Source organism: Kitasatospora sp. NPDC059812 (assembly GCF_042732075.1).
Lineage (GTDB): Bacteria > Actinomycetota > Actinomycetes > Streptomycetales > Streptomycetaceae > Kitasatospora.
In genome coordinates this window covers 73,934-99,354 of sequence record NZ_JBHWIO010000025.1, presented here as the reverse complement: position 1 = coordinate 99,354, position 25,421 = coordinate 73,934, and the positions used below count along the sequence as shown (strand labels likewise).

Annotated in this window: 24 protein-coding genes and 2 tRNA genes; 17 read left to right on the top strand and 9 right to left on the bottom strand. The window is 72.0% G+C overall.

Annotated features, from left to right (window positions below; all coding sequences use genetic code 11):
* Positions 1 to 465 precede the first annotated feature (465 nt).
* The 6 genes from ACFV6D_RS15640 (at position 466) to ACFV6D_RS15615 (ending at position 6,664) form a co-directional block, all read left to right on the top strand.
* The gene (locus tag ACFV6D_RS15640) at positions 466 to 2,082 is read left to right on the top strand and encodes a type I-E CRISPR-associated protein Cse1/CasA (RefSeq protein ID WP_380560100.1); all 1,617 of its coding nucleotides are present in this window, start codon (positions 466 to 468) and stop codon (positions 2,080 to 2,082) included.
* A complete protein-coding gene (casB, locus tag ACFV6D_RS15635) occupies positions 2,075 to 2,641 on the top strand; it encodes a type I-E CRISPR-associated protein Cse2/CasB (RefSeq protein ID WP_380560099.1) in 567 nt (188 codons plus the stop codon). The genes ACFV6D_RS15640 and casB overlap by 8 nt, the downstream gene beginning before the upstream one ends.
* Positions 2,642 to 2,737: 96 nt before the next feature.
* On the top strand, positions 2,738 to 4,084 hold the full coding sequence (locus tag ACFV6D_RS15630) for a type I-E CRISPR-associated protein Cas7/Cse4/CasC (protein WP_063352463.1): 1,347 nt from the start codon (positions 2,738 to 2,740) through the stop codon (positions 4,082 to 4,084).
* A complete protein-coding gene (gene cas5e / locus ACFV6D_RS15625; RefSeq protein ID WP_380560097.1) occupies positions 4,081 to 5,007 on the top strand; it encodes a type I-E CRISPR-associated protein Cas5/CasD in 927 nt (308 codons plus the stop codon). Before ACFV6D_RS15630 ends, cas5e begins: the two co-directional genes overlap by 4 nt.
* The gene (locus ACFV6D_RS15620) at positions 4,989 to 5,756 is read left to right on the top strand and encodes a type I-E CRISPR-associated protein Cas6/Cse3/CasE (RefSeq protein ID WP_380560095.1); all 768 of its coding nucleotides are present in this window, start codon (positions 4,989 to 4,991) and stop codon (positions 5,754 to 5,756) included. The genes cas5e and ACFV6D_RS15620 overlap by 19 nt, the downstream gene beginning before the upstream one ends.
* 407 nt (positions 5,757 to 6,163) lie before the next feature.
* Entirely contained in the window at positions 6,164 to 6,664 is a 501-nt protein-coding gene (locus tag ACFV6D_RS15615; protein ID WP_380560093.1) for a carboxymuconolactone decarboxylase family protein, read from the top strand.
* Here the strand turns inward: ACFV6D_RS15615 and ACFV6D_RS15610 are convergent.
* The 3 genes from ACFV6D_RS15610 to ACFV6D_RS15600 all read right to left on the bottom strand — a co-directional run bounded on the left by ACFV6D_RS15610 (position 6,609) and on the right by ACFV6D_RS15600 (position 10,016).
* Complete coding sequence (locus tag ACFV6D_RS15610) at positions 6,609 to 7,583, bottom strand: alpha/beta fold hydrolase (RefSeq protein WP_380560091.1); 975 nt, start codon at positions 7,581 to 7,583, stop codon at positions 6,609 to 6,611. The two genes, ACFV6D_RS15615 and ACFV6D_RS15610, sit on opposite strands and share 56 nt — an antisense overlap.
* A 37-nt stretch (positions 7,584 to 7,620) precedes the next feature.
* Entirely contained in the window at positions 7,621 to 8,811 is a 1,191-nt protein-coding gene (locus ACFV6D_RS15605; protein ID WP_380560102.1) for a glycosyltransferase family 4 protein, read from the bottom strand.
* Positions 8,812 to 8,882: 71 nt separating this feature from the next.
* Complete coding sequence (locus ACFV6D_RS15600) at positions 8,883 to 10,016, bottom strand: acyl-CoA desaturase (RefSeq protein WP_380560089.1); 1,134 nt, start codon at positions 10,014 to 10,016, stop codon at positions 8,883 to 8,885.
* Between the two features lie 477 nt (positions 10,017 to 10,493).
* On the opposite strand from ACFV6D_RS15600, the gene ACFV6D_RS15595 reads away from it, so the two are divergent.
* Positions 10,494 to 11,714, top strand: coding sequence for a ricin-type beta-trefoil lectin domain protein (locus tag ACFV6D_RS15595; RefSeq protein WP_380560087.1), 1,221 nt, complete (start codon positions 10,494 to 10,496; stop codon positions 11,712 to 11,714).
* Here the strand turns inward: ACFV6D_RS15595 and ACFV6D_RS15590 are convergent.
* Complete coding sequence (locus ACFV6D_RS15590; protein WP_167745906.1) at positions 11,711 to 11,863, bottom strand: hypothetical protein; 153 nt, start codon at positions 11,861 to 11,863, stop codon at positions 11,711 to 11,713. The genes ACFV6D_RS15595 and ACFV6D_RS15590 overlap by 4 nt on opposite strands.
* Before the next feature lie 227 nt (positions 11,864 to 12,090).
* Between ACFV6D_RS15590 and ACFV6D_RS15585 the strand changes: the two genes are divergently transcribed.
* The 5 genes from ACFV6D_RS15585 (at position 12,091) to ACFV6D_RS15565 (ending at position 16,439) form a co-directional block, all read left to right on the top strand.
* A complete protein-coding gene (locus ACFV6D_RS15585; RefSeq protein ID WP_380560086.1) occupies positions 12,091 to 12,783 on the top strand; it encodes an alpha/beta fold hydrolase in 693 nt (230 codons plus the stop codon).
* Positions 12,784 to 12,964: 181 nt separating this feature from the next.
* The gene (locus tag ACFV6D_RS15580) at positions 12,965 to 13,762 is read left to right on the top strand and encodes a DUF2785 domain-containing protein (protein ID WP_380425633.1); all 798 of its coding nucleotides are present in this window, start codon (positions 12,965 to 12,967) and stop codon (positions 13,760 to 13,762) included.
* 146 nt (positions 13,763 to 13,908) lie between these two features.
* Positions 13,909 to 14,355, top strand: coding sequence for a DoxX family protein (locus tag ACFV6D_RS15575; protein WP_380560085.1), 447 nt, complete (start codon positions 13,909 to 13,911; stop codon positions 14,353 to 14,355).
* 192 nt (positions 14,356 to 14,547) lie between these two features.
* Entirely contained in the window at positions 14,548 to 15,489 is a 942-nt protein-coding gene (locus tag ACFV6D_RS15570; protein WP_380560083.1) for a hypothetical protein, read from the top strand.
* Between the two features lie 290 nt (positions 15,490 to 15,779).
* Positions 15,780 to 16,439 carry a polysaccharide deacetylase family protein gene (locus ACFV6D_RS15565; protein ID WP_208869253.1) on the top strand — a complete coding sequence of 220 codons (660 nt, stop codon included), beginning with the start codon at positions 15,780 to 15,782 and terminating at the stop codon, positions 16,437 to 16,439.
* 128 nt (positions 16,440 to 16,567) lie between these two features.
* Here ACFV6D_RS15565 and ACFV6D_RS15560 read toward each other — a convergent pair whose 3' ends face one another.
* Positions 16,568 to 17,380, bottom strand: a complete 813-nt coding sequence (locus tag ACFV6D_RS15560) for a hypothetical protein (RefSeq protein ID WP_363376982.1) — start codon at positions 17,378 to 17,380, stop codon at positions 16,568 to 16,570.
* A 194-nt stretch (positions 17,381 to 17,574) separates the two neighbouring features.
* Between ACFV6D_RS15560 and ACFV6D_RS15555 the strand changes: the two genes are divergently transcribed.
* Positions 17,575 to 17,645: transfer RNA gene (locus ACFV6D_RS15555), tRNA-Cys, on the top strand.
* Between the two features lie 183 nt (positions 17,646 to 17,828).
* The gene (locus tag ACFV6D_RS15550; protein WP_079136542.1) at positions 17,829 to 18,428 is read left to right on the top strand and encodes an SMI1/KNR4 family protein; all 600 of its coding nucleotides are present in this window, start codon (positions 17,829 to 17,831) and stop codon (positions 18,426 to 18,428) included.
* Between the two features lie 163 nt (positions 18,429 to 18,591).
* Here ACFV6D_RS15550 and ACFV6D_RS15545 read toward each other — a convergent pair whose 3' ends face one another.
* From ACFV6D_RS15545 to ACFV6D_RS15535, 3 genes are all read right to left on the bottom strand, one after another.
* The gene (locus ACFV6D_RS15545) at positions 18,592 to 19,308 is read right to left on the bottom strand and encodes a hypothetical protein (RefSeq protein ID WP_380560081.1); all 717 of its coding nucleotides are present in this window, start codon (positions 19,306 to 19,308) and stop codon (positions 18,592 to 18,594) included.
* Positions 19,309 to 19,406: 98 nt separating this feature from the next.
* Complete coding sequence (locus tag ACFV6D_RS15540) at positions 19,407 to 21,788, bottom strand: hypothetical protein (protein WP_380560079.1); 2,382 nt, start codon at positions 21,786 to 21,788, stop codon at positions 19,407 to 19,409.
* Between the two features lie 2 nt (positions 21,789 to 21,790).
* A tRNA-Gln gene (locus ACFV6D_RS15535) sits at positions 21,791 to 21,862 on the bottom strand.
* A 110-nt stretch (positions 21,863 to 21,972) separates the two neighbouring features.
* On the opposite strand from ACFV6D_RS15535, the gene ACFV6D_RS15530 reads away from it, so the two are divergent.
* The 3 genes from ACFV6D_RS15530 to ACFV6D_RS15520 are packed head-to-tail and all read left to right on the top strand — an operon-like array spanning position 21,973 to position 24,653.
* Positions 21,973 to 22,323 (top strand): hypothetical protein, encoded by a 351-nt coding sequence (locus tag ACFV6D_RS15530; protein ID WP_380560078.1) that lies wholly within the window; start codon positions 21,973 to 21,975, stop codon positions 22,321 to 22,323.
* Between the two features lie 48 nt (positions 22,324 to 22,371).
* Positions 22,372 to 23,217, top strand: coding sequence for a glycerophosphodiester phosphodiesterase (locus ACFV6D_RS15525; protein WP_380424513.1), 846 nt, complete (start codon positions 22,372 to 22,374; stop codon positions 23,215 to 23,217).
* A complete protein-coding gene (locus ACFV6D_RS15520) occupies positions 23,214 to 24,653 on the top strand; it encodes an MFS transporter (protein WP_380560076.1) in 1,440 nt (479 codons plus the stop codon). The genes ACFV6D_RS15525 and ACFV6D_RS15520 overlap by 4 nt, the downstream gene beginning before the upstream one ends.
* Before the next feature lie 63 nt (positions 24,654 to 24,716).
* Here ACFV6D_RS15520 and ACFV6D_RS15515 read toward each other — a convergent pair whose 3' ends face one another.
* The gene (locus ACFV6D_RS15515) at positions 24,717 to 25,394 is read right to left on the bottom strand and encodes a TetR/AcrR family transcriptional regulator (RefSeq protein ID WP_380560074.1); all 678 of its coding nucleotides are present in this window, start codon (positions 25,392 to 25,394) and stop codon (positions 24,717 to 24,719) included.
* Between the last annotated feature and the right edge of the window lie 27 nt (positions 25,395 to 25,421).

Sequence of the window (25,421 nt, the reverse complement as noted above, 5' to 3'; positions counted from 1 at the left end):
CCGGGCGCACCCACAGCGGGTGGTGGGGGGCGCGCGGGTCCAAACCCCCCGCCCCCCGGGTGGGTAACGGGCCGGGCCCCCCCCCGGTGCGGGGGGGGGGGGACCCGGAACGGGGTGTTGCGACCTTCGTTCATCGAGCGGGCCGGGCAGCCGAGCGAATCGGCGGCGCTTCAGTCTACGGCGCGCCTTCTGTTCCTTGCTCGTGGCCGTTGATGTGATGGAGCCCTGTCGGCATCACAGCAGAGACGCTCCCGCAGTGCAGCGGGAATGAACCGTCGACGGCAGCGAGTGTTTGCTGGGTCGCTTTCCCCGCGTGTGTGGGGCTGGCCGGTGCCCCGCCACCCTGGACCAGGATGGCGGGGCAATCTGGTCGATCGAGCTACACGATCCAATCGCGGGTGCTAGCGTCGGCTTCGGCATAGGAGTTCCAACTCCCTTGTCGGACAGGCGCGATCATACGAAGTGATGGGCAGGGCATTGCCGCGAACGCACCCTCGGGCCCTGGCCGAGCAGCGCCTCAGTTGGGACTCACGGAGAGAGCCGTGCATTCCCGCGGTGACGCCCGAAGGGGCCAGGATTCTTGTATCGTTGTGCGAACTCCTCGACCGGGCCGATAGTTTGACGACGATTGACTGTCCGACCCCGGGCGAGACCGTTGCCGTCATCGAGTTCGTCATGGCCATCTGCTTCGCTTCCGGTACCTGTCCGAGCACGCCCGAGGAATGGCGGGAGTGGATCCGCGACGAACGCAGCCTCCGCTCCGCAGCCGAGTGGCTGGCCGGTGAGCCGGACGAGCACTGGGACCTGTTCCACCCCGAGACGCCCCTCGGCCAGAACTCCCTTCTGAACCCCTCCTTCGACGAGAGCGGCACGGGGACCGCGCAGTTGGTCATCGAGCGGGCCGGTGACTACAACCAGTTCTTCGACCACCACCACCTCGAGGACGGCGAGCCGCTGCCGGCGGCTGACGCGTTCCGGGCCATGCTCGCCCAGCACGTGTACGGCACGTACGGCAGGGCGAGGATCACCGGCAGGATTCTCGGACCCACCGTCACCAACTTGTCCACCGGGCGGTTGCAGGGACGGATTAGGGTCGTTCCCCTCGGCCGTACGTTCGGTGAGACCTTGCGGCTCAACCTCTATCCGCCCGAGGGAGACCCGGGCCGGCTCAACACCTCCTGGACCAGTGGTTCGGTGAGCCGCCGGAACTTCGCTGTGCGGGCCCGCCCTCGGGTGCCGGAGGGCCCTGCCGACCTGCACAGCGCGCTCGGCCGCTCCGTCCTGTTGCGACCGAAGCGCGATGCGGACGGCGCGATCGTCGTCGACCGCGTGTTGATCGGAGCCGGCGAGGTCCTCGAACTCGACCCGGAAAAGCACATGCAGGACGCCGTGTTCAGCCGGACCGCGGGCGGAGAGGTCAAGCCCCTGTGGCCGTCGCCCACGCGCGCGCTCTGGCAGGAGGCGCACGCCCTGTACAGCGCGGTGAAGGACGCGCAGCCCGGTCTCTACGCGCGACTGCGCTCGCTGCCGCACAAGCGGGATTGCCGGGGCGCGCCCTACCACTTGTGGGCTGTCGGCCTCGTCTCCAACAAGACGCTGCCGGTCTCTTGGACGGACGGCTACTTCCCTTACGCCCCAGCGATGGAGGTGCAGCTCTACCGTGCGTCCCGGCGGGGCTCGCGCATCGCCGAGTACCTGGCGTGGAGTCTCAAACGGGCGGCGATCCTCGCCTCGGAGAAGGTCCACTCGGTGGCGCGGCCGGCCGACGAGGCCCGGCAGATGTCCCGGTTCGACGCGCGGTGGATGTTCTGGCCCGAGGCTGCCAAGCCCTTCGACCAGTTGCTGGAGGCAGTGATCGATGAGGGGTACGACAACCCGGGAGATCCGGTCGCGCCCCTGCTCCTGGAGTACACGCAGACCCTCACCGACCTGGCCCGTACCCACCTCGTCTACCGCCTCGACACCCTCCCGCCCAACGAGCGGGGCTTCCAGGCCAGGGCGGACGCCCTGAAGCGTTTCGAGGACGACATCAGCCATCCCAAGGCCCCGGCCGAACTCCGGGGGGAGACCGCCCATGACTGAGGACAGTCCCCGCGACGGGTACCCCGTCGAGGACGCCTTCCCGCACGACAGCGCCGCACTGGTTGCCTGGCTCACCACCCTGGTGCGCAACCGCGAGTACGGCACCCTGGCCAACCTGCGCCGGGCCAGGGGCCGGACGAACGCACACATCCGGGCCGGTTGGTACGGCGGGGAGAACCACCGCGACCTGTTCGAGCGGATGGCCTTCCTCTTCGCGCTCTACCACCAGGGCCGTCCGACGCCCGCCTACGGCTACGGGAGTCTCGGTTCGGCGGCGGCGCGCATCGGTGACAGCGTAGGACGGGGCCCGGGCGACCCGGGCGCGCAGCGGCTCGTGGACCGGGTGGTCGTCAGCCGGAGGGTGCCGTGGCGGCACCTGCAGCACACCATCGTCCGGCTCCGGTCCTGTGACCAGCTCCCGCCCTCCTGGACCCGGCTCACCGAGGACCTGATCCTCTGGAACGACCGCAAGGCCCGCATCGCCTACCGGTGGTCGGTCGACTTCCATGCCCCGGTCCACCGGAGCCGGCCGTCCGGCAGTTCGCCGCAGAGCCGGTAGGCCGAGGCCGAGCAGGACCAACAGGCCCGGTACGTCGGACCAGTAGCCCAAGCACGACACGTACACGATCCCGACCGACCATAAGGACGCGACCGCGTGACCGCAGACGCTCGAAGCCCGTTCCTCTCGCTCCACCTCCTGGAGACGCTCGTCGCCGTGCTCCCGGTCAGGGACGAGAACGGTCAGCCCAAGTCCCTTGTGTACGGCGGGTTCGAACGGCACATGATCACCAGCCAGGCCCGGCGACGCGCCGAGCGCGTCTACGCCCGCAACCGGGCCAATGCCGGCATCGGCGCCCTCAAGGGCCGGAGCATGGGCACCCGGACAAGGGAGTGGGCACTCCTCGCGGCGGCCGAACTGTCGTCCGGGAACGGCTGGGAGAAGGAGGAGGCCCTGATCACGGCGCGCGCGGTGATCGAGGCGAGCGGCTTGAAGTTCGGCGACCCGGCCAAGAAGACGGTGGCCAATCTGACCAAGGTGCTGGTCTTCGCGCCCGCCGACGCAGGCACCAGGATCGCCCGGCACATCGCCGAGAACGCCGACGAGATCCGGCCGTGGCGCGACAGCTACCTCGCCGGCCAGCAGAAGGCCTCGAAGAAACCCCGCCGTGGTGCGGCGAAGAACGCTGAGGAGCAGGAGAACGACGACGCGCAGGCAGCCACGGAGTCCGGCACCACAGGCCTCCCCCCTCTCCCCAAGAGCACGCGCAACGCCGTTCTGCTCGCCATCGCGCCCCGTGACGCTGTGGACATCGCCCTCTACGGGCGCTTCCTCGCCGAAATCGCCGACTCGCCCAATGTCGACGGGGCGGTGCAGACCGGCCATGCCTTCACCGTGCACGCCGCAGAGCAGATCGAGGACTTCTACGCGGCGGCCGACGACGCGAAGCTCGACCGTAAGCGCAACGCCCTCAGCTTCCTCGACACGGCGGACGACGCGGGCGCGGGCATGACCGGGTACCAGTCGCTGATCTCCGGGACCTTCTACCGGCACGCCGTCCTGGACCGCCGACAGCTTCGCGCCAACCTCCAGCAGGCCGGAATGGAGACGGAGGAAGCGGAGGAAGCGGCGACCGCCGCCGAGGCGGAGTTCGTCAACGCCTTCGTCGAGGCCGTCCCGGAGGCGAAGAAGAACTCCACTGCCTCCACCGGCTCGCTGCCGGCACTCGTGCTCGCCTTCGAGGGCGAGCGCCCGTACAACTACGCTGCCGCCTTCCAGAACCCCGTGGACGAGAACCCCGAGAGCAGCGGCGGCGAGGGCCCGGCTGGCCAGGCGGCGGTCCGCCGTCTGATGCGGCACCACCTCTTCGTCAGCAAGCGCCGCGGCGACCTGCGGTCCGCACGCGTCCTCACCTACGCACCGGAGATCGCGGACCTCCTGGAGACGGTCGACCCCACCGGGGCCGTGGACGTCGTGGACTCCATCGAGGACCTCACGCCGTGACCGACGCCCCTGCCACGACCGGTCCTACTGCCAGGACCGGCTCCACCGCGACGACCGATGCACCGCAGCACGTTCTGCTCATCAGGTTGGCCGGGCCGCTGCAGTCCTGGGGCATCAAAGGCCGGTTCGCCCAGCGCGACACCCACACCCGGCCCACCAAGTCCGGAGTGATCGGCCTCTGTGCGGCGGCCCTCGGCCTTGACCGGGAGGATCCGCTCGACGAACTCGGGTCCGTCCTCTTCGGCGTTCGCGCCGACCGCCCCGGAACGCCCATGAGGGACTACCACACCGTCGGGGGCGGAAGGTATCCCGTCCGCCCCCGCGACCTCGTGACGGACCACCGCCGGGCCTCGGCCCTGGAAGCGCTCGGGGAGCAGAGAGAGGGCACGACCGCATCCTTCGGCAGCCACGCGCTGGCATCCTGGTACGGCGCACCGAAGCGGATCGCGGCGGACCCCCGTTCCGGGGCGCTGGTCGCAGGTGAGGTGAGCCGCCACGCCATGATCACCGAGCGCTGGTACCTGTCCGACGCGGCCTTCCTCGTCGGCCTCCAGCACTCCGACCGCGCACTCCTCGAACGGATCGCCCACGCACTGGAGCACCCGAAGCGCCTGCTCTGGCTGGGCCGCAAATCCTGCCCGCCCTCGGGCGACCTCTTCGTCGGCATCGCCCCGGGCACCCTGCCGGAGGTCTTCGAAACCCGGGCGTTGCTCCCGGCAGCCGACGACGGGCAGCCGCCGCCGAACGTCAGCCAGACCCGGTGGGCCTGGATCGAGAGCCCGCACCCGCTGCCGGGCGTCGGGCCGGTCCGCGACCAGCCCGAGAGGTTCCTCGCGAGCGGCCCCGTCCACCGGCAGCGCTGGGAGTCCCGGCACCGCATCACCATCTCCCCGCACGCCACCGAATGGGACATCATCCCGTGAACACCCTGCGCACAACCGAGCCCGTTCCCGCCAACAAGGCGGCCAGATTCGTCGCCACACACACCCTGATCACGTTGGACGCCAGGCACCCATATACCGCCAAGTCACTGATCGATGCCCAAGACATGCACCGGACCGTCATGAGCGGCTTCCGCGGCTGGGTCGACGACGGAAGCCGGGACGCCCGCGCCCAGATGAAGGTGCTGTCCAGCTGGACCGTCGACCTGAGCACCGCCCGGCTCTCCCTGGTCGTACAGTCCGCCGTCCCCGGCGACTGGAGCGGCCTGCCCCGAGCGGCGCTGGTCGAACCGCCGCACAGTCTGGTGGTGGACCGCACCTTCCGCATCGGGGACCGACTCGACTTCCGCACGGTCGTCAATCCGGTCAGCAGCCGACCGGCCGGGCCGCCGGCCCCCGGAGGCGGCGGGGGTGGAAGGGGTGTACGGGTGCCGCACACCCGCCCGGAACACGTGAAGGCGTGGTTCGCCCGCCGCCTGCAGCCGGTCGGCGAACCGGCGGTGGCCCCGGACGGAGTGGTCCGGCTCGGCATCGACTCCGACATAGAACGGCTGGCCCTCCGCATCCTGCCGAAGGTCTCCAGCCACGGCCCCCACCGGGGCCTGCTCATCAGCCGGGCCGAGATCCGCGGAACTCTGAGCGTCACGGACCCACAAGCACTCACGGCCGCCCTCACCCACGGCTTCGGCCATGCCCGCGCCTACAGTTGCGGCCTGATCCTGGTCCGATGACTGCCTGATGGTGCTGACCGGGCCGGTCGTGCTCGGTGTCGGAGCGGACAGTCGTCGTTCTGGCCGCCCCTGGAGGTCAGGTACCTCCGGGGCAGGCAGGGTTCCTGCTGGTCAGCCGGGAGGCAGGTCCGCTCATGGTGGCGGGCCCGCCCACGAGGGCGTGAGCACTGGCTTCCGCGAGGGGTCGAGGGCGACTCGGTCTCGCGGGTGTCTCGGGGTGTGAGCTGCGGTACGTGGCGGTGGCAGTCGCACGCGGTGTGCCGATGCTGTTCAGGTGACGCCACTCGTGGCGGGGTGCCGCGCAGGACGGTAGTCTTCCAAAGTGGTTTCACTTTCAACTATGATGGTGTGGTGACATGCCGGCCGCGAGTGATCCGTTGATCTGCTGATCCGTCAGAGGAGTTCCCGTGAGTGATGTGACCACCGATGTGACCGCTGCCCCGGTGCGGCGGCGGGTGTTCGTCGACAAGCAGAGCCCTCAGGCCTACCGGGCGTTGCGGGCGACTGCCGAGGCGGCCGGGGTGGGGGCGGCGGAGGCCGGGTTGGACCGCAGGGTGGTGGAGCTGGTCAATCTGCGGGTGTCCCAGATCAACGGGTGTGCCTACTGCCTCAATGTGCACACCAGGGCCGCTCTTCAGGCCGGCGACACCGCGCAGCGCCTGGGCACGCTGCCGGCGTGGCGCGACACCGAACTGTTCACGCCGCAGGAGCGGGCCGCGCTCGCCCTGGCGGAGGTGACCACCGATCCGTCGGACGCCGTCGCGCAGGAGGCCGCCTACGGTGTCGCCCGCGAGGTCCTGACGGACGACCAGATCTCGGCGGTCATCTGGGTGGCGATCGCCATCAACGCCTTCAACCGCGTGTCGATCCTGAGCAAGCACCCGGTGCGCCCGATCCCGGCGCAGTGACGGTGCCGCACGGGCTCGCCTCGGTGATCAGGGCGCGGATCGCCGTGGCCACGGGAGCCGGCCGTTCCTGCATGGCGACGTGGCCGACGCCGGGCAGGGTGAGGAGTCGGGCGTCGCGGAAGGCCGCGTAGGCCCGGGGCGCCGTACGGAAGGGGACGAGGGCGTCGTCCCGCCCGTACACGAGCAGGGTGGGGGCGGTGACGCGGCGGGCCAGGTGCCAGGCCGAGGCCTCGCCCCGCCGAAGGGACGCGCGGACCACCGAGCGCACTCCCTCGGCCAGCATGTCCTGCGCGTACGGCAGTTCGGCGCGGCGTCGGCGCTCGCGTGCCTCCACCGACCGTTGCTCGGTGCCGACGAGGGCGGGGTTCGCGTAGATCAGGCGGTAGAGGTCGTCGAGTTGGCGGTCGGGGCTCTGGGCGGCCAGGAGGCGGGCGTGCAGTCGCGGCGCGCCCGGCAGGCCGAGCAGGGCCACCCGTAGGGCCGGGGCGGGCGGGAACGTCGGCAGCACGGGCGAGATGAGGGTCAAGGTGGCGACCAGGTCGGGCCGTTGGGCGGCGAGGCGCAGTGCGATCAGGCCGCCGAGCGAGTTGCCGACCAGGTGTACGCGGCGGTGCCCGTTCCGGTCGGGGTGATGGTCGGGGTGACGGCCGAGGCGACGGTCGAGGTCGCGGTCGAGGTGGCGGTCGAGGTGGCCGGCCACGGCTGCGGCCTGGCGTTCGACGGTGACGTCGCCGTCGGGCGGGGGCGCCGACCTTCCGAAGCCCGGGAGGTCGAGGGCCAGGCAGTGCGCCGAGGTCCGCAGCAGGTAGATCAGGTGGGCCCAGTTGTGGGTCCAGCCGCCCAGTCCGTGCAGGAAGACGGCGGTGCCGGCGGCCGGAGCGGGGCTGCGGACGTACTCGGCGGCGAGGGGGTGGTGCATGGAGGTCCGTTTCTTCGGGGTGGGTCCGCCGGCCTGCTCAGCGGCGCAGGGGTGGCCCGGCCGTCTCGGTGCGGGCGAGCCGGTAGTGCTCGACGAGGAGGTCGCCGACCGTCGCCCAGCTGCGCTGCGTCGCCGCGGCACGCCCCGCCAGCCCGAACGCCGCCCGCAGTTCGTCGTTGCGGGCGAGACGTTCGACGGCCTCCCGGAACCCGTCCGCCGCGCCGGGCGGGACGAGGAATCCGGTGTGCCCCGGGCGGACGAGGTCGAGCGGCCCGCCGGCCGCCGGGGCGACGACGGGCAGCCCGCTCGCCATGGCCTCCTGGAGGGTCTGGCCGAAGGTCTCGAACGGCCCCGCGTGGACGAAGGCGTCGAACGAGGCGTAGAGCCGGGCGAGTTCGTGCCCGGACCGGAGACCCAGGAAGACCGCGTCCGGCAGCACGGTCTCCAGCCGGGCGCGGCACGGGCCGTCTCCGACGACCACCAGCCGAACCCCTGGGATGCGGGACACCTCCGCCAGCCGGTCGACGTGCTTCTCCGGCGCCAGGCGTCCGACGTACCCGACCAGGACGTCTCCGGGGCGGCCGAGGCGCAGGCGCAGGGTCTCGTCACGGTGGCGGGGGTGGAACCGGGTGCAGTCGACGCCGCGCGGCCACAGGTGGACCCGGGGGATGCCGTGCGCCAGCAGGGCGCGCAGCGAAGCCTGCGACGGTGCCAGCGTCCGGGCTGCCAAGGAGTGCACCCGTCGCAGCCGCCACCAGGCCAGCCGGGGCCCGGCCGCGCCCAACGCCGGCAGGTACGTCCTGGCGTAGGCGGCCAGATCGGTCTGATAGACCGCCACGGACGGGACCCCTGCCCGGTCGGCCGCCGCGGCGCCGACCGCCCCGAGCGCGAACGGGCTGGCCAGGTGGACCACGTGCGGGCGGTGCCGCTCGATGGCGTCAGCCACTCCGCGCCCCGGGAGCGCGACCCGCACCTCCGGGTAGCCGGGCAGTGGCACCGACGGGACGCGGACCACCTCGTAGCCGTACGCCTGCTCGCGGTGCAGGTCGCGGTGCAGGTCGCGGCGCAGGTCGCCTGCGTGCCGTCGCGCGGCCCGCGCGGCTGGTGCTCGTACAGCGGGTGCCACCACCACCGGGGTGTGGCCTCGGGCGAGGAGGTGTTCGGCGGTCCGGAGGACGCTGTGGGCGACACCGTTGAGCTGCGGGGCGAAGGACTCGGTGACGATCAGGACGCGGAGCCGTTCGCCGCCGGGGGCCGGGCCGTCCGCGGTGCGCGCCGCCGGCCCCGACAGGACTCCGCTCACCGTGCCGCCGCCTCCGCTTCGGGCGCGGCCTGCGGCTCTGGGGCGGTTGGCCGGGTCGGCTCTGGGGCGGTCGGCCGGGTCGGCGGGGCCGACTGCGCCGGGTCGGCGGGGAGGGAGCGGCCGATGGCCCGCAGGTCCCGCAGGATCTCCCGGAAGCAGGCGACCGGGCCCGCCTCGCTGTACGGCACGCCGACCTGGGCGCAGTAGTCGCGCACGATGCGCGAGGCGGGGCGCAGCGCCGCGACCGGCATGGCCGGGAAGAGGTGGTGCTCGATCTGGTAGCCGAGGCCGCCGAAGAGGAAGTGGACGAACCGGCCGGCCCGCAGGTTGCGCGACGGCAGCACCTGCCGGCGGAGGAAGTCGGCACGCTCCGCGTCCGGGCCGGTCATCGGCATGCCCTTGTGGTTGGGGGCGAAGATGCACCCCAGGTACACGCCGAGGACCGCCCCGAACAGCACGGCGAAGGCCAGCGCCTGGAGCGGCGTGAGGACGACGGCCAGCAGGGCCGCCGCCAGGGCGTAGTGCAGCGCGGCGAGCGTGCGTTCCAGGGCCGGGTACCGGACGGTGCCGCGGGTCAGGGTCAGGCAGGTGGCGACGAGCAGCCCGAGTGCCTGAAGGGACAGCAGCGGGAAGAACAGTTCTGCCTGGTATTTGGCCGCGAGCCGCCTCAATCCCCTTGTGCGGACTGCCTGTTCGGTGGTCCGGGCGAAGAGGAGGGAGTCCGCGGCCGGGTCGTGGCCCTCGCGGTTCGGGTGCGCGTGGTGCCGGTTGTGGTCGCTCACCCACCATCCGTAGCTCATGCCGACCACCAGGTTGCCCAGCACGATGCCCGCCAGGTCGGTCGCCCGCCGGCCGGCGAACACCGCGTGGTGGGCGACGTCGTGCCCGAGCAGCGCCAACTGGCCGATCACGAAGGCGAACAGGGGCGCGAGGCACAGCTGCCACCAGCTCGCGCCGAGCACGACGAACCAGGCCAGGAGCAGCGCCAGGGCGGCGAACAGCGCGGCGCTCCGGCCCGCGTAGTACAGGGGACGCCGGCGCAGCAGACCGGCGTCGGAGACGCGCCGGTGGAGCTCGGCGAAGTCGCCGCGCCGGGTGGTCCCGGTGGGCGGGGTGTCCTGAACGGTCATGCCACCATTCCGGTCTCGGGTCGCTCCGGTCGCTCCGGCCGGCCGTGGCAGCCGCACCGCGAGGCCCCGGGCAGGGTGGCGTCAGCCTTCCGCATCCGGACCGCCGTTGTCGCGGCGCTGCGCCGTGTCGCGGCCGGAGGCGGCCCGATCGGGTGGCGGCGGGCTCGGCTGCTCCGCTGCGCGTCCGATCGCCGATCGCCCGTTCGGTTTTCGCGCGGTTCGGTGTGGTTGAGCCGAGCCGGGGGGAGGGCGCCCCGGCGAGGAGGATGCGCGCCCGCCCCGGAACGATCATTTCGGGGAGGCGGCCTGCACCGATCAGTCGAATGGGTGATCGGTGCCTGTGGAATCTCCGGGGCCCCCGATCACTCCTGGCGACCTCATGTGTTGCGGACCGTGACCGGGTGGGTGAGGGTCGCGCTGGGGAATCCGTGCGGCGCCGACGGCTTGCGGCCGCCGCTGACCTGTCAGGAGCAACGGATGTCGCACGTCTCCCGGCGCCGCGCCATGTGCGCGCTGCCGCTCGCCTGTCTCGCCCTCGCCGGCCTGCCCGCCGGAGAAGTCCCGGCCGTCGCGAAACCGGCGGCCTCGGCCCTCGCGGGGCCGGCGGTGCCGGCCGCAGCGGCCCAGCCCCGTTACGGCCAGACGCCCGGTTCGTACTCCTACTGGACCATCGCCGGCGACACCGTCCTCACCGAGGTCACCTTCCGCAACACGGTGGTGACCACCCCCGGCGACGGCGACGTCTTCTGGTCGAGCCAGTTCAACTTCGACGGGAACCTCTCCTACATCGGCTTCCAGGACAAGCAGCAGAACGACGGCCTGTTCAACTGGTCCACCTGGGCCGACACCGAGCTCCAGTTCGCCGACGGCACCCAGGGCTCGCACTGCTGGAACAGCACCGGCGAGGGCCAGCACCTCCAGTGCGCCAACAGCACCGTCAACCAGGGCCGCCCGGTCACCGGCCACACGTACGCCTTCCAGGTCCGGATCGACCCCGCCACCCACTGGGTGACGGCCACCGTCACCGACGAGACCGCCGGCACCTCCTTCGTCCTCGGCTCGGTCCTGCTCCCCAAGTCGCAGCAGATCAAGTATGACTGGAACAGCTGGGTGGAGTACTTCGACTGGAACAGGCCCGCCTACGCCTGCAACGACAACGCGTACTCCGAGAACCGCTGGGGCCCGATGACCGGCAACGGCGGCACCCTCACCGCCACCAACACCGGCACCTCGACCAGCGGCGCCTGCGACGACATGATCCGCCAGCGGAAGCAGCCCGACGGCACCCTGCTCACCGAACTCGGCCTCGGCCAGTCCGCCCGCTGGCCGCTCCGGTTCGCCAACGGCGCCTGCCTCGACCGCGGCGGCGCCAACGGCGCCATCAGCTACCGCTGCGCCACCACGCCCAACGCCAACCAGCTCTTCGTCCTCGCCCGCGACGGCAGCCTGCACACCGCCCAGGGCAACGAGTGCCTGGCCGCACCCGCGGCCGTCGGCGGCCAGGTGGTGCGCGCCGCCTGCGACGGTTCCGCGGCCCAGCGGTGGAGCTACGACGGTGTCCGCCAGGCCGTGGTCAACCCCGCCGGCTGGGCGCTCACCTCCAGCACCGCGGGGCGCAACAGCGACCCGGTGACCGCGCGGCCCGCCGACGGAAGCCCTGAGCAGACCCTCACGGCGGTCGTGCGGACGGATGCCTAGCCTTCCTGTCCCGTGAGGTCGGGGGTTACGCGCAGGTGGCGGCTCACGTCGCCGACCAGGGTGAGGCGGACCCGGCGCTCCGCGAACTGCCACTGGCCGTACCGGAGTTCGAAGCGGTCGTGGTAGCGGCCGGCGGCGATGGGCTGCAAGGGGAAGTCGGCCCGGCCGACTTCCCACTCCGGTGCACCGGCCCGGTTCGGTGCCGTCCGGTGCGGTGGAGCCCCGCCCGGTGCGGTGCGGTGCGGTGCGGTGCGGTCCGGTGCGGTGTGAGGCGCGGCTCGGCCCGAACTACGTCGGATGACGGACGCGGGCGCCCGGGGTCGCCACTAACCTGCTCTGACGCAACGTCATGCACCAGGCGGCGATGGGAGAACCGATGAGTGAGCAGGAAAACCGCAAGAGCATCGTCCTCGTCCACGGCGGGTTCGTGGACGGCTCCGGATGGCAGGGGGTGTATCAGCGGCTGACCGGGGCCGGGTTCCGGGTGAGCATCGTGCAGAACCCGACGCTGTCGCTGGAGGGCGACGTCGCCGCCGTCCACCACGTCCTCGACGGCCTCGACGGGTCGGCCGTCCTGGTCGGCCACTCCTACGGCGGCGCCGTGATCACGGAGGCGGGCAACCACCCGAAGGTGACGGGCCTCGTCTACATCGCCGCGTTCGCCCCCGACAAGAGCGAGTCGGTGGGCAGCCTGATCGCCGACCCGGCGCCCGGCGCCCCGGTGCCGCCGATCCTGCCGCCCAGGGACGGCTTCCTCTTCCTCGACCGGGACGAGTTCGCCGCCTCGTTCGCCGCCGACGTCCCCGCCGAACTGGCCGCCTTCATGGCCGACTCCCAGGTCCCCTGGGGCGTCGACGCCCTCAACGGCGCCGTCTCCCAGCCCGCCTGGCGCACCAAGCCGAGCTGGTACCTGGTGGCGGCCGACGACCGGATGATCCCGCCGCCCGCCCAGCACGCCATGGCGGAGCGGGCCGGGGCCAGCACCTCCGCGGTGTCCGGCAGCCACGCCGTCTACGTGTCCCGGCCGGACGCGGTGGCCGACTTCATCCGGCAGGCCGCCGACAGCTGACGGCGCGGCCGCCCGATCCGGACCACCCGACGCGCGGGCGGCGAACGGGCCGTCGGCCGCCCGCGCCCGTCCTGGTTCCGGCCGAGGCCGAGGCCCAGGCCGCTGCCGTTGCGGTCGCCGCCGTGGGCGGATCCGGATAATCGCTGGTCACGCCGTCCGTGGCGGGTTAGCCTCGCTGCTCGTGACTGACTGGTACAAGATCTACTCCGATGCATGTGCGGTGCCCCCGGGCGGCGATCTGGACGAGCTCACCGCAGAACTGGCGGAGTGCCTGCGGGATCCGGACCCGGAGGTGCGCGACGGCTACCCGTACGTCGTGTTGCGGACCTGGATCGAGCGTGACGTCATCGACGGCGACCGCCGGATCCGCCTGGGCGATGACATGGCGGCCCGCTTCGCCGCCGGTTCGCCGATTCAGGCCCGCACGTTCGCTCCGCTGGTCCTGGACATGATCGTCAGCCGCGGGGACCTCCGCCAGGAATGGCTGGACGCGTTCACCCGCTGGTACCCCGCAGAGAGCGACCTGCGCGGACACGACGCGCAGCTGGGCTGGCTGCACGCCGTGGCGCACGGCGCCGACTTGCTCGGCGCCCTCGGCCGCCACCGCGAGGTCGAGCCGGTCGAGATGCTGGACCTCGCGACCGCGCGGCTCCTCGCGCCCACCGACTACCTGTACGCCGAACGGGAGGACGACCGGCTCGCCCGCGCGATCGCGCTGACCCTCACCAACCCGAAGCTCACCGCGGACCAGTCCGTCGCCTGGCTCGACGACATCGGCGCCGACTTCCGGGCCGTGGCCCGGGGCACCACCCCGACATACGTGTCCAACGCGCTGCGCACCCTGCGGATGCTCTACCTCCTCACCGACCTCGGTGTCCCGCCGCAGCCGGGGCAGCCGCCTCGGCAAGTCCCGCATCGCGACGCGGTCAAGCGGCGACTCGTCGAAGTACTGGCGGACGACGCGAAGTCCATCGGCTGACAGCCCCACGCGGCGAGCAGCCCGGGCCGGGCTGCTGGCACTGGAGTTGGGGCTGCCGGAAAATTTTTCTTCCGGGACCGATGAGTTCGGGCGGTGGTGGCGGTCATACCTGGGAAAGCAACGACAGCCGACCGGGGAGACCTGAGATGTCCAGCACCGCTACCGCCACCGCCACTGCTACCGCCGCTACCAACGTCACCACCGCCGCCACGAAGTCCAGCAAGGCCGTGATCCGGGTGGTCTGGACGCTGCGGATCCTGCTGGCGCTCTTCTTCGCCGTGGCCAGCGCGCTGCCCAAGCTGCTCGCGGTCCCCGCCGCCACGACCGTCTTCGACGCCATGGGTGTGGGCCACTGGTTCATGTACCTGACCGGGCTGGTGGAGCTGGCCGGAGCGGTCGGGCTGCTGGTCCGCCGGCTGACCGGGCCGGCAGCCACGGCGCTGATCGTCTTCCTGGTGTTCGCGTTCGTCACCCAGCTCACCGCGATGCACGGTGAGAACGCCGGGACCCCGTTCATCTTCATGGTGCCGCTGGCCGTCATCGCCTGGAACCGGCGCGCCGAGACCGCCGAGCTGCTCGGCCGCCGGCGCTGACCGGGTGCTTGCGGGGTCTTGGCCGCACTTTGTGCCGGCCGTCGGCGGGAGGATTTGAATATGATCCGGCCGCTGGCCTCAACGCGCCTGGTGTGTCAGGTAGTTGTGGTACGTTCCGTGGCCTAACCACAAATAGGTGACCCCGGCAGCGCGCCAACGCTCCGGGGTCCGGCAACAGGAGCAGTCCTCCCGATGCGTGTCCATCGTAGCGCCCACGTGCGCGATTTCACCGTGCTGCCCAACACCATGCTCCAGTACCGGCGGCTGTCCTACACCGCTCGCGGTCTGCTCGCCGACCTCCTCTCCCGCCCGGACGGCTGGCGCGAGGACGGTCGGCACATGGCCGACACCAGCCCCCAGGGGCGCAGCGCCATCCGCAAGGCGCTCAAGGAACTGACCGAGGCGGGCTTCTACCGGGTCGAGAAGATCCGCATGCCCGACGGCACGATCATCACCGAGACCCACGTCTACGACACCCCACAGCTCACGGCGCTCACGGTGCTCGCCACGCCGAGTGCCACCCGTCCGGCGCCCGGTGAGGCGACCACCGGCGGCGCTGACGCTCTGGTAAAGAACCCGGCGAAAGAACCCTCCCTCCCCTCCCGGGAGTCCGGGGAGCCCGTCACCACCCCGGGGGCGGAAAGGCGGGAGGGGGACTCCGAAAAGGACGCGCCGGACGAACAGCTCCGCGACGCGGTCGCCACCCTGTTCCGGGTGATCCGCCCCGAACCGCGCCTGCGCCTGGGCGAGGCCGAAGCACGTGAACTCGCACCCCTGGTCGCCCAATGGCTGGAACGCGGCAGCACAGCCGCCGACCTCGCCCAGGCCCTGCTGCCGGGCCTGCCCGCCCCGGTGTACTCGGCGGTCGCCGTGCTCCGCTACCGCCTGGAGCGCAAGATGCCACCCGACCGGGCCGCTGTACAGCCCGCAGCGGCCTGCTACGCCGAGTGCGCCCAGTGCCACGACCCCGTCCCTCAACCCGGCATCTGCCGCGCGTGTGCGGGCCTCGTCAGCCGTCCTGCGGGCGACAGCCGCACGACGGGAATCGCCTCCGCAGGAGCAGCGCGGGTCCGGGCCTCGCTCGCTGCCGCCAGAGCCGCCGCATGGGCACCGGCCGCCGTCGCGGCCAGGTGAAACGCCGGCCGGTTCCGGGCGGGGTGGAACCGGTATTCGGGCCGTGCGGGCCGGGCACTCGTCGGGCGACTTCTGGGCTGGCATCCGGGTGAAATGGGGCGGAGTCGCCTGGCGCGAATGGAAGCCGGGTTCGACGCTGCCAGAATGCAATTTCCCTGAAGGCCACCTGCACAGGCGGTGCCGCCGGACAGCTGGAGCAGAACATGCGAATCATTCGACCACGCAACAGCCCGGAAGAAGCGGCCGGTGGAGGTGCGGCGCGTTTTCCGTGGACGCTGATGTACCACTCGGTGGCGTCAACGAGTGAGGATCCCTATCTGATTACCGTCGACCCTGCGCGCTTTCGCCGCCAGCTGCGCTGGCTGTCCGCCCGCGGGCTGCGCGGGGTGTCGGTCGGCGCCCTGATGCGCTCGCACCGGGGCGGCAGCGCGGCGGGCATGGTCGGGCTGAGTTTCGACGACGGATACCGCGATTTCGTGGAGGAGGCCATGCCCGCGCTGGCGGAGTACGGGTTCACGGCGACGGTCTACGTGGTGGCCGACCGGCTGGGCGGATACAACGACTGGGACCGGCAGGGCCCGCGCAAGCCGCTGATGACGGCGTGCCAGGTCCACGAGGCCGCTGCCGCCGGGCTGGAGATCGGCTCGCACGGGCTGACGCACCGGCGGCTGGCGGGCCTGGGCGCGCGGGAGCTGGCGGCCCAGGTCGCCGACAGCCGCCGCGTGCTGGAGGACCTCACGGGGCAGGAGGTCGAGGGGTTCTGCTACCCCTACGGTTCGCTCGACGCCGCCGCGGTGGAGGCGGTGGCGCAAGCCGGGTACGGGTACGGGTGCGCGGTCAGCCCCGGGGTCCACAGCGGGGTGTACGCGCTTCCTCGCTGCTACGTCGGTGACCGGGACGGGCCGCTGCACCTGGCCGCGAAGCTGGTGCGCGACCGCTGGCGGCGCTGACGGCCGACGAGGACCTGCCAGCGACGAAAACCTGCCGGGCACCGCGGAGTGCGGTGCCCGGCAGGTCGGCGGGTGGTGGCGGCCGGTCAGTGGGTGATGCCCGGTGATGCCTGGTGGTGCCCGGCAGGTCAGTGGGTGGTGGCGGCGGGTTCCAGATGCAGCCAGGACTCGTGCCACAGCAGGGCGCAGCGGCGGTCGCAGCCGGTGGCGAGCGGTTCGCCGCCGCAGCGCAGGCCGTTGAGGATGAACCAGCGGCCCTTGGTGGGGTGCTGCCACCAGGCGAGGGACCGGTGGCGCAGTTCGGTGGCGCTGTGGCGGGTGTCGGCGTGGAGCTCCATGCCCGGCTGGAAGGGGACGCCGTCCAGTCGCCCGTCGGGGTCGAGGGTGGCGCGGATCTCCGGGAGGCTGCGCACGGTCGCCCAGAGGGCGGCGGGCCGGGCGGCGGGGACCGGCGCGGGGGCGGGCTCCAGCCATTCGTCGCGGAACAGCAGGGCGCAGTCCAGCCCGCAGCCCTGGGCCCCGTCGGCGCCGTGGCAGGTGGCGCCGGCCAGGGCGACGGTGCCGGACAGGCGCCGTACCCGGTAGTGGTCGTCGATCATGCGGCGCACGATGCGTTCGACCTGGTAGACGCCGCCGCAGAACGACCACTGGCTGCGGGTGAACCACAGGCCGCGATGGCGGTCCTTGGCGTCGAGGGTGGCGCGCACCGTGGCCTCGTCCTTCACCCGGACCCAGTCCCCCTCGGTGAAGCGGGAGGGCCGGCCGGGCGTCGGGACGGCGTCGCGGCGCTCACGCAGGCCTTCGCGGACGATCCGCGCGCGGCGCACGACACCGAGCGGGGGAAGGTCGCGCAGGGGGAGGCTCTTGTACTGGCACCGGTTCGCAGCGGTTCCACAACGCAGCTCCGTGGTACGGGTGAACCATGATTCCTCGACGGCCATCAGTGAAATCCCATCGGGTCGGAGATATCGGCACAGGCTAGCGCACCGTGACTTTTCCGCGCTGGCCTGCAGGACCCTGTCGACACCATGTCGAGAGAAATAGCACTAGACGCATTAAGAGCCTTCTAGAGTGAAAGATCGGCGTCGCCGAGGAATCCCCGTTCATGCTCGTGTAATGTTTCCCTCGTTGCCGCGGTGGAGTGGCTGAGTGGCGAGGCGACGGCTTGCAGGGCCGTTTAGATGGGTTCGATTCCTATCTCCACCTTTTCTTTTCGGTGATTTCGCCCGTATTCCTGGCCTGGGAATTGTCCGGGTTCGCGCCCTGATTCATGCTGAGGGTGCACTCGTCTTCTTCTGCGGCGTGCCAGCTGCCGGGCGCTGGTTGCCGGGCATGTCGGTACCGTCCCCTAGGCTCTCGGCGACTCGAGAGACAGAGAAGGGGACTGCCGTGGAAGACCCGACGGGCATCACAGCGCTGGCCGAGATCCTCCCCGCGGATCCCGGCGCCGACGAGCAGATCGACTGGGCGGCGGCCGAGGCGCGGTGGGGCACGCGGCTTCCGCGCGACTACAAGGCCTTCATGTCGGTGTACGGGGGCGGTTCCTTCAACGAGGTCTGCGTTCTGATGCCGCTCCCCAAGGAGTACATCCAGTGGGACCCTGGCACCTTCGAGGAGGAGACGGAGAACGCCCGCTACACCTGGGAGATGCTGGACGGCCAGGAAGGCCTCGACATCGACCCGGACCACATCCTCGCCTGGGGGGTCACCTCGGGCCCGGACATCCTGTGCTGGCTGACCACCGACCCGGATCCCGACAAGTGGCCCGTCCTGGTCTGCGGCCGCCACACCCCCGACGACTTCACCCTGTTCCCGTGCGGCATGGTCGAGTTCCTCCGCAAGCTGCTCCTCGACGAGTTCGACCCCTACCCGCTCAGCATCGACCTGCGCGGCGCCTCACCGCGTTATGTGCACTGGTTCGAGCAGCAGCGCCGGTGGAAGGCCGGCCTCGACCCCGTCAGCGGCGAGTTGCGGACGACGACCTTCTGAAACGGTGGCAGTGGGCAGTGGGCAGTGGGCAGCGGGCAGTTCGCGGGCTCCGGAGCGGCCACCGCGCCGAGGATCCATAGGTGCGACCTTCTGGTGGCCGCCGTAGAACCGGCCCTCGATGCCGAACCTGCCAGCGTCGGCGGCTTCCTGGTTCGGCGGCGGGTCAGTCCTCGGCCGGGACCTCGACGGCTGCGCGGATGTCCCGGGCGCGGTCGGCCAGTTCCTGTGGGGAGCTCTCGCCGGTGCTGTCGACGACGATGCCGACCGTGCTGCCGTCCGCCCACATGTAGGTGGTCTCGGACGTGGACGGGTAGGTGAGCACCGCACACTCGAACGCGCCGCCGAGGGGGCCTGTCGGGTAGTCCTGCCGTTCCGTCACCGTGTCGTTGAACACGTCCGAGGCCGCCAGCCGTCCGAAGTACTTGTTCAGTTCCCGCTGGGGCTCCGCGAAGCTCCCGGTCAGTCCGACCAGCAGCAGCGTGGTCTTGGACGATCCGGTCGTGCCGTAACCGCCCACCGTCAGCTCCCGGTACGGGCTCAGCGCCCTGATCCGCTGCTGGTAGCTGGAGCGTGCCGTCTGGACCGAACCGTCGTCCGGCAGATGGACCTGGTCCCCGATCCGGTCTGGCAGCGCGATCCGGTGCCGCGGCGGGGCGCCGGCGCCTGTCACGGCGGCCACCACCAGTGCGGTCAGGAGGCCCACGGCCAGCGTCGCCGCCACTACGGCCTTGAGGGACAGCCTGCGGTACCAGGGCAGCGGGGCCACCGGCTCCAGGGTGTTTGCCCAGATCGCCTGGAGGCCGTGGGGCTTCTCGGCAGGCCGGTCGGTCGTCTGGTCGGTCGTCTGGTCGGTGGTCTGGCCGGTTTTCTCGTCGGTCACGTCGTCTCGTTCGTGGAGTTCGTGGAGTTCGTGGAGCAGGGGAGGTGCGGGGAATGGATGGGCGAGCCGGTCTGGGCGGTAAGGGCGGTGCGGGGTGGTCAGGTCCTGGGGGCCGGGTGGAGCCAGTGTGGTCCTGTGGTCCAGCCCAGGAGGCGGCGGCCGGCGTCCGCGTCCGCGGCGCCGCCGCGGGCGGCCTGGCGCAGGCCGGCCAGGGCGGGGGCGAGACGGGCCGCGACGTGGGCGGGGTGGCGGGCGGCCTCCCCGCGCAGTCCGGCGATGACCCGGGCCTGCGCGGCGGGCTCGCACATGGAGAGGTGGAACACCAGCTGGCGCCACGCGTACGCCGCGTCCTTGATGGTGGACAGCGGCCGCGGGTTGTCGTGGATCCGGGCCGTCGCGTGGCACACGGTGGTGAAGCTGCGCCAGGCCAGGTCGTCCCAGCCCGGCTCGGGGCTGATGCCGACCCGGGTGACCAGGGTGGCCAGGTTGTGGGTGGTGAGGATCTGGGCCTGCTCGATGATCTTCCCGTTGGACGCGACCGACCATCCTCCGGACACCTCGGCGCGCTGCGCGCACAGCTCGGTGAACCCGGGGGAGGAGCGGGGGCGTCGGCCGCGCGCTGGGGCCTTGCCTGCCTTGTTCGCCTTGCCCGCCTTGTATGCCTCGCCCGCCTCGGCGGTTGCGAGGTCGTGGACGGCCGCGTAGTCGATGGCGTAGTAGCGCTCGTACAGCGTGCCGCTGAGCAGTTCCGCGGCGGCCCGGGCCGCCGCGAGGTACTTCGGGGTGAAGGTGCCCGTGAAGATGTCCGCCGCCAGTTCCTCCACGAACGGCGCGTCGAGCTTGGCCTGCCGGGCGAGCACGCCGAGTTCGCGCACCAGCGGGTTCGGCAGGAGCGTGCCGGGGAACGCCTGCACGGCCAGTTCGCCGAGCTGGTGCAGCGCGGTACGCGCGGGTGCGCGGCCGTCCTCGCCGACGCGATGTCCGGCCACCGCCCGTACCCAGGGCAGTTCGTCGACCCGCACCTGCCCGGTGAGGTCGCTCAGGAGCAGCGAGCGGCGGTTGCGGAACGCCCGGTAGTTCGCCGCCATCAGGGTGCGCAGCGTCTCGTCCGGGTAGGACTGGGAAGTGGTCACGGCGACGAGCTGCGGGACCAGTTCGGCCAGGACCTCGGCCGAGGGCACCATGCCGCGTTCCACGAGCGTGTCGAGCGGGGCGCTGAGCGCGGCCTCGACCACCTGCCGGATCGCTGCGGGCACCGGGGTGCCTGCGGGGAGGCGGGTGTTGCCGGTGTGCGCTTCGTGTGCCGAGACGTCGGCGACCAGCGGGGCCACGTCGGCCACGCCCGTCTCCTGGTGCAGCCCGGAGAGGCGGCGCAGCACCAGCTGGGCGAGGTCGTGGTGCGACGGCTGGGCCGCCTGTACGGCCTGGCGGGTGCGCAGTTCGGTGTGCCGGTCGGAGCCCGGCCGGCCGCGCCGGCGCACCATGGATGCCACCGCGTGCCGCAGCAGTCCGAGGTGGCGCGCGTCCAGCGGCCGGCCGGCGGCGGTCTCCGCCAGGGCGCCGCGCAGGATGCCGAGGTTCTCCTTCGGATCGCGGTGCTTGGTGCAGCGGGTGTGGGCCGCGGCGAGTTCCTCGTAGCGGCGGAGCAGCATCTCGCCGCGCTCCAGCCAGGCGCTGTCGGGCGTACGCTCCAGCACCCGGCCGGCCTCGGCGGTCTCCAGCCAGTGGGCCAGCAGTTGGTCGCCGAACGGCTGCCAGACGGTGAGCGCCTCGCGTTGAGCTTCCACGGCGGCGTTCGGCCGCTGGCCCGTGAGGGTCGTGACGGCGTCGCCGACCGTGCGCCGGTGCACCGCCTCGGAGTCCGGCGCGGGCAGCGCGGACGGCCGGGGGGTGAAGCGCAGCCGGTCGGCGAACGGCTCCAGGACGTCGACGAGTTCCAGCGCGCCGGCCGCGTCCCCGGCCCGCACGAGCCACGCCACCGTCAGCAGCGCCGCCTCCTCCGGCACGGCGGCCTCGTAGCGGCCGCTGTCGAGCAGGTCGTACAGCCGGGACAGGCCGGGCTCGGTGAGGCAGTACGCGAAGAGCGCCCCGCGCTCGGCCGCCACCCCGGCCAGGGCCGCAGCCTCGCGCTCGTACGGCTGGAGCGGGCCCTCGGCGCTCGCGGCGGACGTGGTGAAGCCGCCCCGTACGACCTCGGGCGTCACCCAGGCGGGCAGTCCGGCCACCGGGGTGCGCGAGCCGATGGTCAGCCGGCCGTCGGCGATGCCGGCGAGCACGGCGTGCCAGCGGGCGACCCGGGCCTCGGCGCTGCGCCGGGTCTCGGTGCTGCGCCGGGTCTCGGTGCTGCGCCGGGTCTCGGCGTTGGTGTGGGAGTCGGCCGGTGAGGTCAGGAACGCCTGGGCCAGGGCCAGTTGGCGCTGCGGGTAGTGCGCGGATGTCCCGGCCCCGGCGGGGCGCTGCTGGTCAGCGTTGTCGTCCATAGCCGACGTGGCAGGTTCCGCCCCTGCGCCCTCCGGGTCCAGAGCCCGGCGCTCTGCTGCTGAGCTACACGTCGATGGGCGCGAGACTATGCGTCCGGTCGGCGGCCGTGCAACGTACTTTCGCTGCCTCCGCCGGGCTCGCGGCGTAGCCTGGCACTTCGGGTGCCTGATGGGGGGAGCCGCCGTGTCGATCGAGTTCGTTCGCCGCCTGGACGGTCTGGTGTACCACTTCCGCGCGGACGGCGTGTTCAACGGCAGGCCGTCGTACAAGCGGGTGGACCTGGACGTGTGGTGCCGGTGGCTGCCGGAGCGGGGCTGGTGCACCGTCGGCGCCGACGGGGTCGCCAACTCCGGGCCGCTGGCGGGGCGGACGGACGACCGGGAGCTGATCCCTCCGCTCGGCCCTTGGCGCAGTTGGAAGGCCGGCAAGTCGTACCTCTACGATCTGCGCCGCGTCGACGATCCGGGCGGTAGCGGTACTGCTGGTGCTGATGGCACTGATGGGGCTACTGGCGGTACCGGCGTTACTGCTTGACAGGGTGCGTAATACTGTAACGCGCATCCCAGCAGCTCGGAGCACCACATGCACCCCTTCCTCGACCACCCCGGGCCGCTCGCCTTCGCGCACCGGGGCGGTGACCTCGGCCACCCCGAGAACTCGCTCGCCGCCTTCGCGGCCGCCGTCGCCCTCGGGTACTGCTACCTCGAAACGGACGTGCACGCCACCCGCGACGGCGTACTGGTGGCCTTTCACGACACCCGCCTCGACCGGGTCACCGACCGTACCGGGGCGGTGGCCGAACTGCCCTGGGACACCGTCAGGCAGGCCCGGATCGGCGGCACCGAGCCCGTGCCGCTGCTGGAGGACCTGCTCGACGCGTTCCCCGGGGCCCGCTTCAACGTCGACGTCAAGGCGGCGGCCGCCGTCGGGCCGCTGGTCGAGACGATCCGCCGGACCGGCGCCTGGGACCGGGTCTGCGTCGGCGGCTTCTCCGACAGCCGCCTCGCCGCCGTCCGCGCCGCCGCGGGCCCCCGGCTGGCCACCTCGCTCGGCCCGCGCGAGGTGGCCCGGCTGCGGCTGCGTTCGCTGGCCGGGCCGCTGCTGCGGGGGCGCGGGGAGCGGGAGCGGTCCGGGACGCGGTCCGGGACGCGGTTCGGGGCGCCGTTCGCCGGGGTGTGCGCGCAGGTGCCGGAGCGGCACCGGGGCGTCCGGGTCGTCGACCGGGCCTTCGTACGCGCCGCCCACCGCCTCGGCCTCCAGGTTCACGTCTGGACTGTGGACGATCCCACACGGATCAGGGCTCTCCTCGGCCTCGGTGTGGATGGCATCATGGCCGATCGCATAGACGTCCTGCGGGACGTCCTCGGCGAGCGCGGCTGCTGGAGCGACGGCAGCACCGGCTCCAGCACGGTGATGGGAGCCCCATGACGAGCACCACGGACAACCTGCCGGACCGTCGGCCGGACGATCTTCCGGACGGCCCGCCGGAGCGCGCGGCCGCCGCCGCCGACGACAGCGCCCTGCGCCGGATACGGTTCGGCTGGTACATCAACGACTGGGCCAACGCCGCCTTCTCGGCCACCGTCCTGACGGTCTTCCTCGGGCCGTACCTGACCACCGTCGCCAAGAACGCCGCCGACGCGGCCGGCGACGTGCACCCGCTCGGACTGTCGGTGCGCGCCGGGTCGTTCTTCCCGTACACGGTCTCCTTCTCCGTGCTGCTCTCGGTCGCGGCGATGCTGCTGACCGGCACGGTCGCGGACCGCACCGGGCGGCACAAGGAACTGATGTGCGGCTTCGCCTACGTCGGCGCGGTCGCCACGATGGGGATGTTCCTCCTCGACGGCGACCGCTACCTGCTCGGCGGCGCACTGCTGGTGGTCGCCAACATCGCGTACGCGGTGTCGGTCGCGCTCTCCTACGCCTACCTCCCCGGCCTGGCCACCCCCGACGAGCGCGACGCGGTTTCCTCCAAGGGCTGGGCCTACGGCTACGCGGGCGGCGGACTGCTGCTGATCGCCAACCTGGCGCTGTTCCAGGGCCACGACGCGCTCGGCCTGTCCTCCGGCACCGCCGTGCGGATCTGCCTGGCCTCGGCCGGCCTGTGGTGGGCGCTGTTCACGATCGTCCCGATGCTACGACTGCCCTCCCGGGCGGGCGCGGCCCCCAGCCGTATCGTCGCCGTGCCCGACCGACCCGCCCCTGCGCCGGACCGGCCCGCCGCCGGCAGCCTGCGCGAACTCGCCCGCACCCTGCGCGGGATGCGCCAATACCCGCTCACACTGCTCTACCTGGGCGCCTTCCTCTGCTACAACGACGGCATCCAGACCGTCGTCTCCCAGGCCTCGCTCTACGGCAGCGAGGAACTCGGCATGGACCAGACCACGTTGGTCGCCGCCGTGCTCCTGGTCCAGATCGTGGCGATCGGCGGCGCGCTGCTCCTCGGCCGGATCGCCCGCCGCTACGGTGCCAAGCGGACCGTCCTCGGATCCCTGGTCGGCTGGGTGGCCACCCTCGCCCTCGGGTACCTGATGCCCGCCCACCAGCCCGTCTGGTTCTTCGCCCTGGCCTGCATGATCGGACTGGTGCTCGGCGGCAGCCAGGCGCTCTCGCGCTCGCTGTTCTCCCACCTCATCCCGGCGGGCCGGGAAGCCGAGTACTTCAGCGTCTACAAGGTCAGTGACCGCGGCACCAGTTGGATGGGCCCGCTGGTCTTCGGCCTCGCCTACCAGATCACCGGCAGCTACCGTTCGGCGATCATCTCGCTGCTGGTCTTCTTCCTCATCGGCTTCGTCCTCCTGCTGAAGGTCCCCGTCCGCCGCGCCATCGAGGCGGTCGGCAACCCCGTCCCCGAACGGCTCTGACGCCCCGGCCGGGGGTGCCTACGGTCGGCTGCCGCTTTTGCCGCCCGCGTCGCCGTCGAGGGCTTACGAGCCGGGGAAGAGCCGGCCGAGGTGGTAGTGCAGGACCGCCACCGCGTCGTCCGCCGTCCGCTGGCCGAGGAGGACGCTCAGGCCCAGGCCGGCGGAGACCGCCAGGAGGACGACGGCCTCCTGGCGGGCGTCCATGTGCGGATCGGTGGACCCGGCCTGCCGGGCGGCGGTCAACTGGCCGACCAGGAAGTCTTCCATCTCGTTGGGCGCCGAGAGGAACGACTGGCCGGCGAGCGCGGGGTCGGTGATGGAGAGCACCGCGTACTCGGTGTAGACGAGGTGGAAGGTCCGGCTCTCCTCGTCCGTCGGCACGGACTCCAGCAGGACCGCCTCGACGATGTCGCGCGGTGACGCCGCGGGCCCGGCCACCCCGGCGCGGTCGCGGACGCGTGCCTCGGTCTTTTCCTGGACCCGTTCTTGGACCCGCTCCTGGATCCGTTGCTGGACTCGCTCTTGGATCCTTTCGCCCATCCGTGCGGCCAGGCGGGTGAGCGCCGCGAGCAGCAGCTGCTCCTTGGTGTCGAAGTAGTACTGCACGAGCCGCACCGAGACACCGGCCTCGATCGCGACGGACCGCATGGTGACGGCGTGCAGCCCGGTGTCCGCCGCCGTGCGCAGGAGGGCGTCGATGATGTGGGCCCGCCGCTCCTCGTGATCCACCAGCTTCGGCATCGGGTTCCCTCCAAACGTTTTTATGGT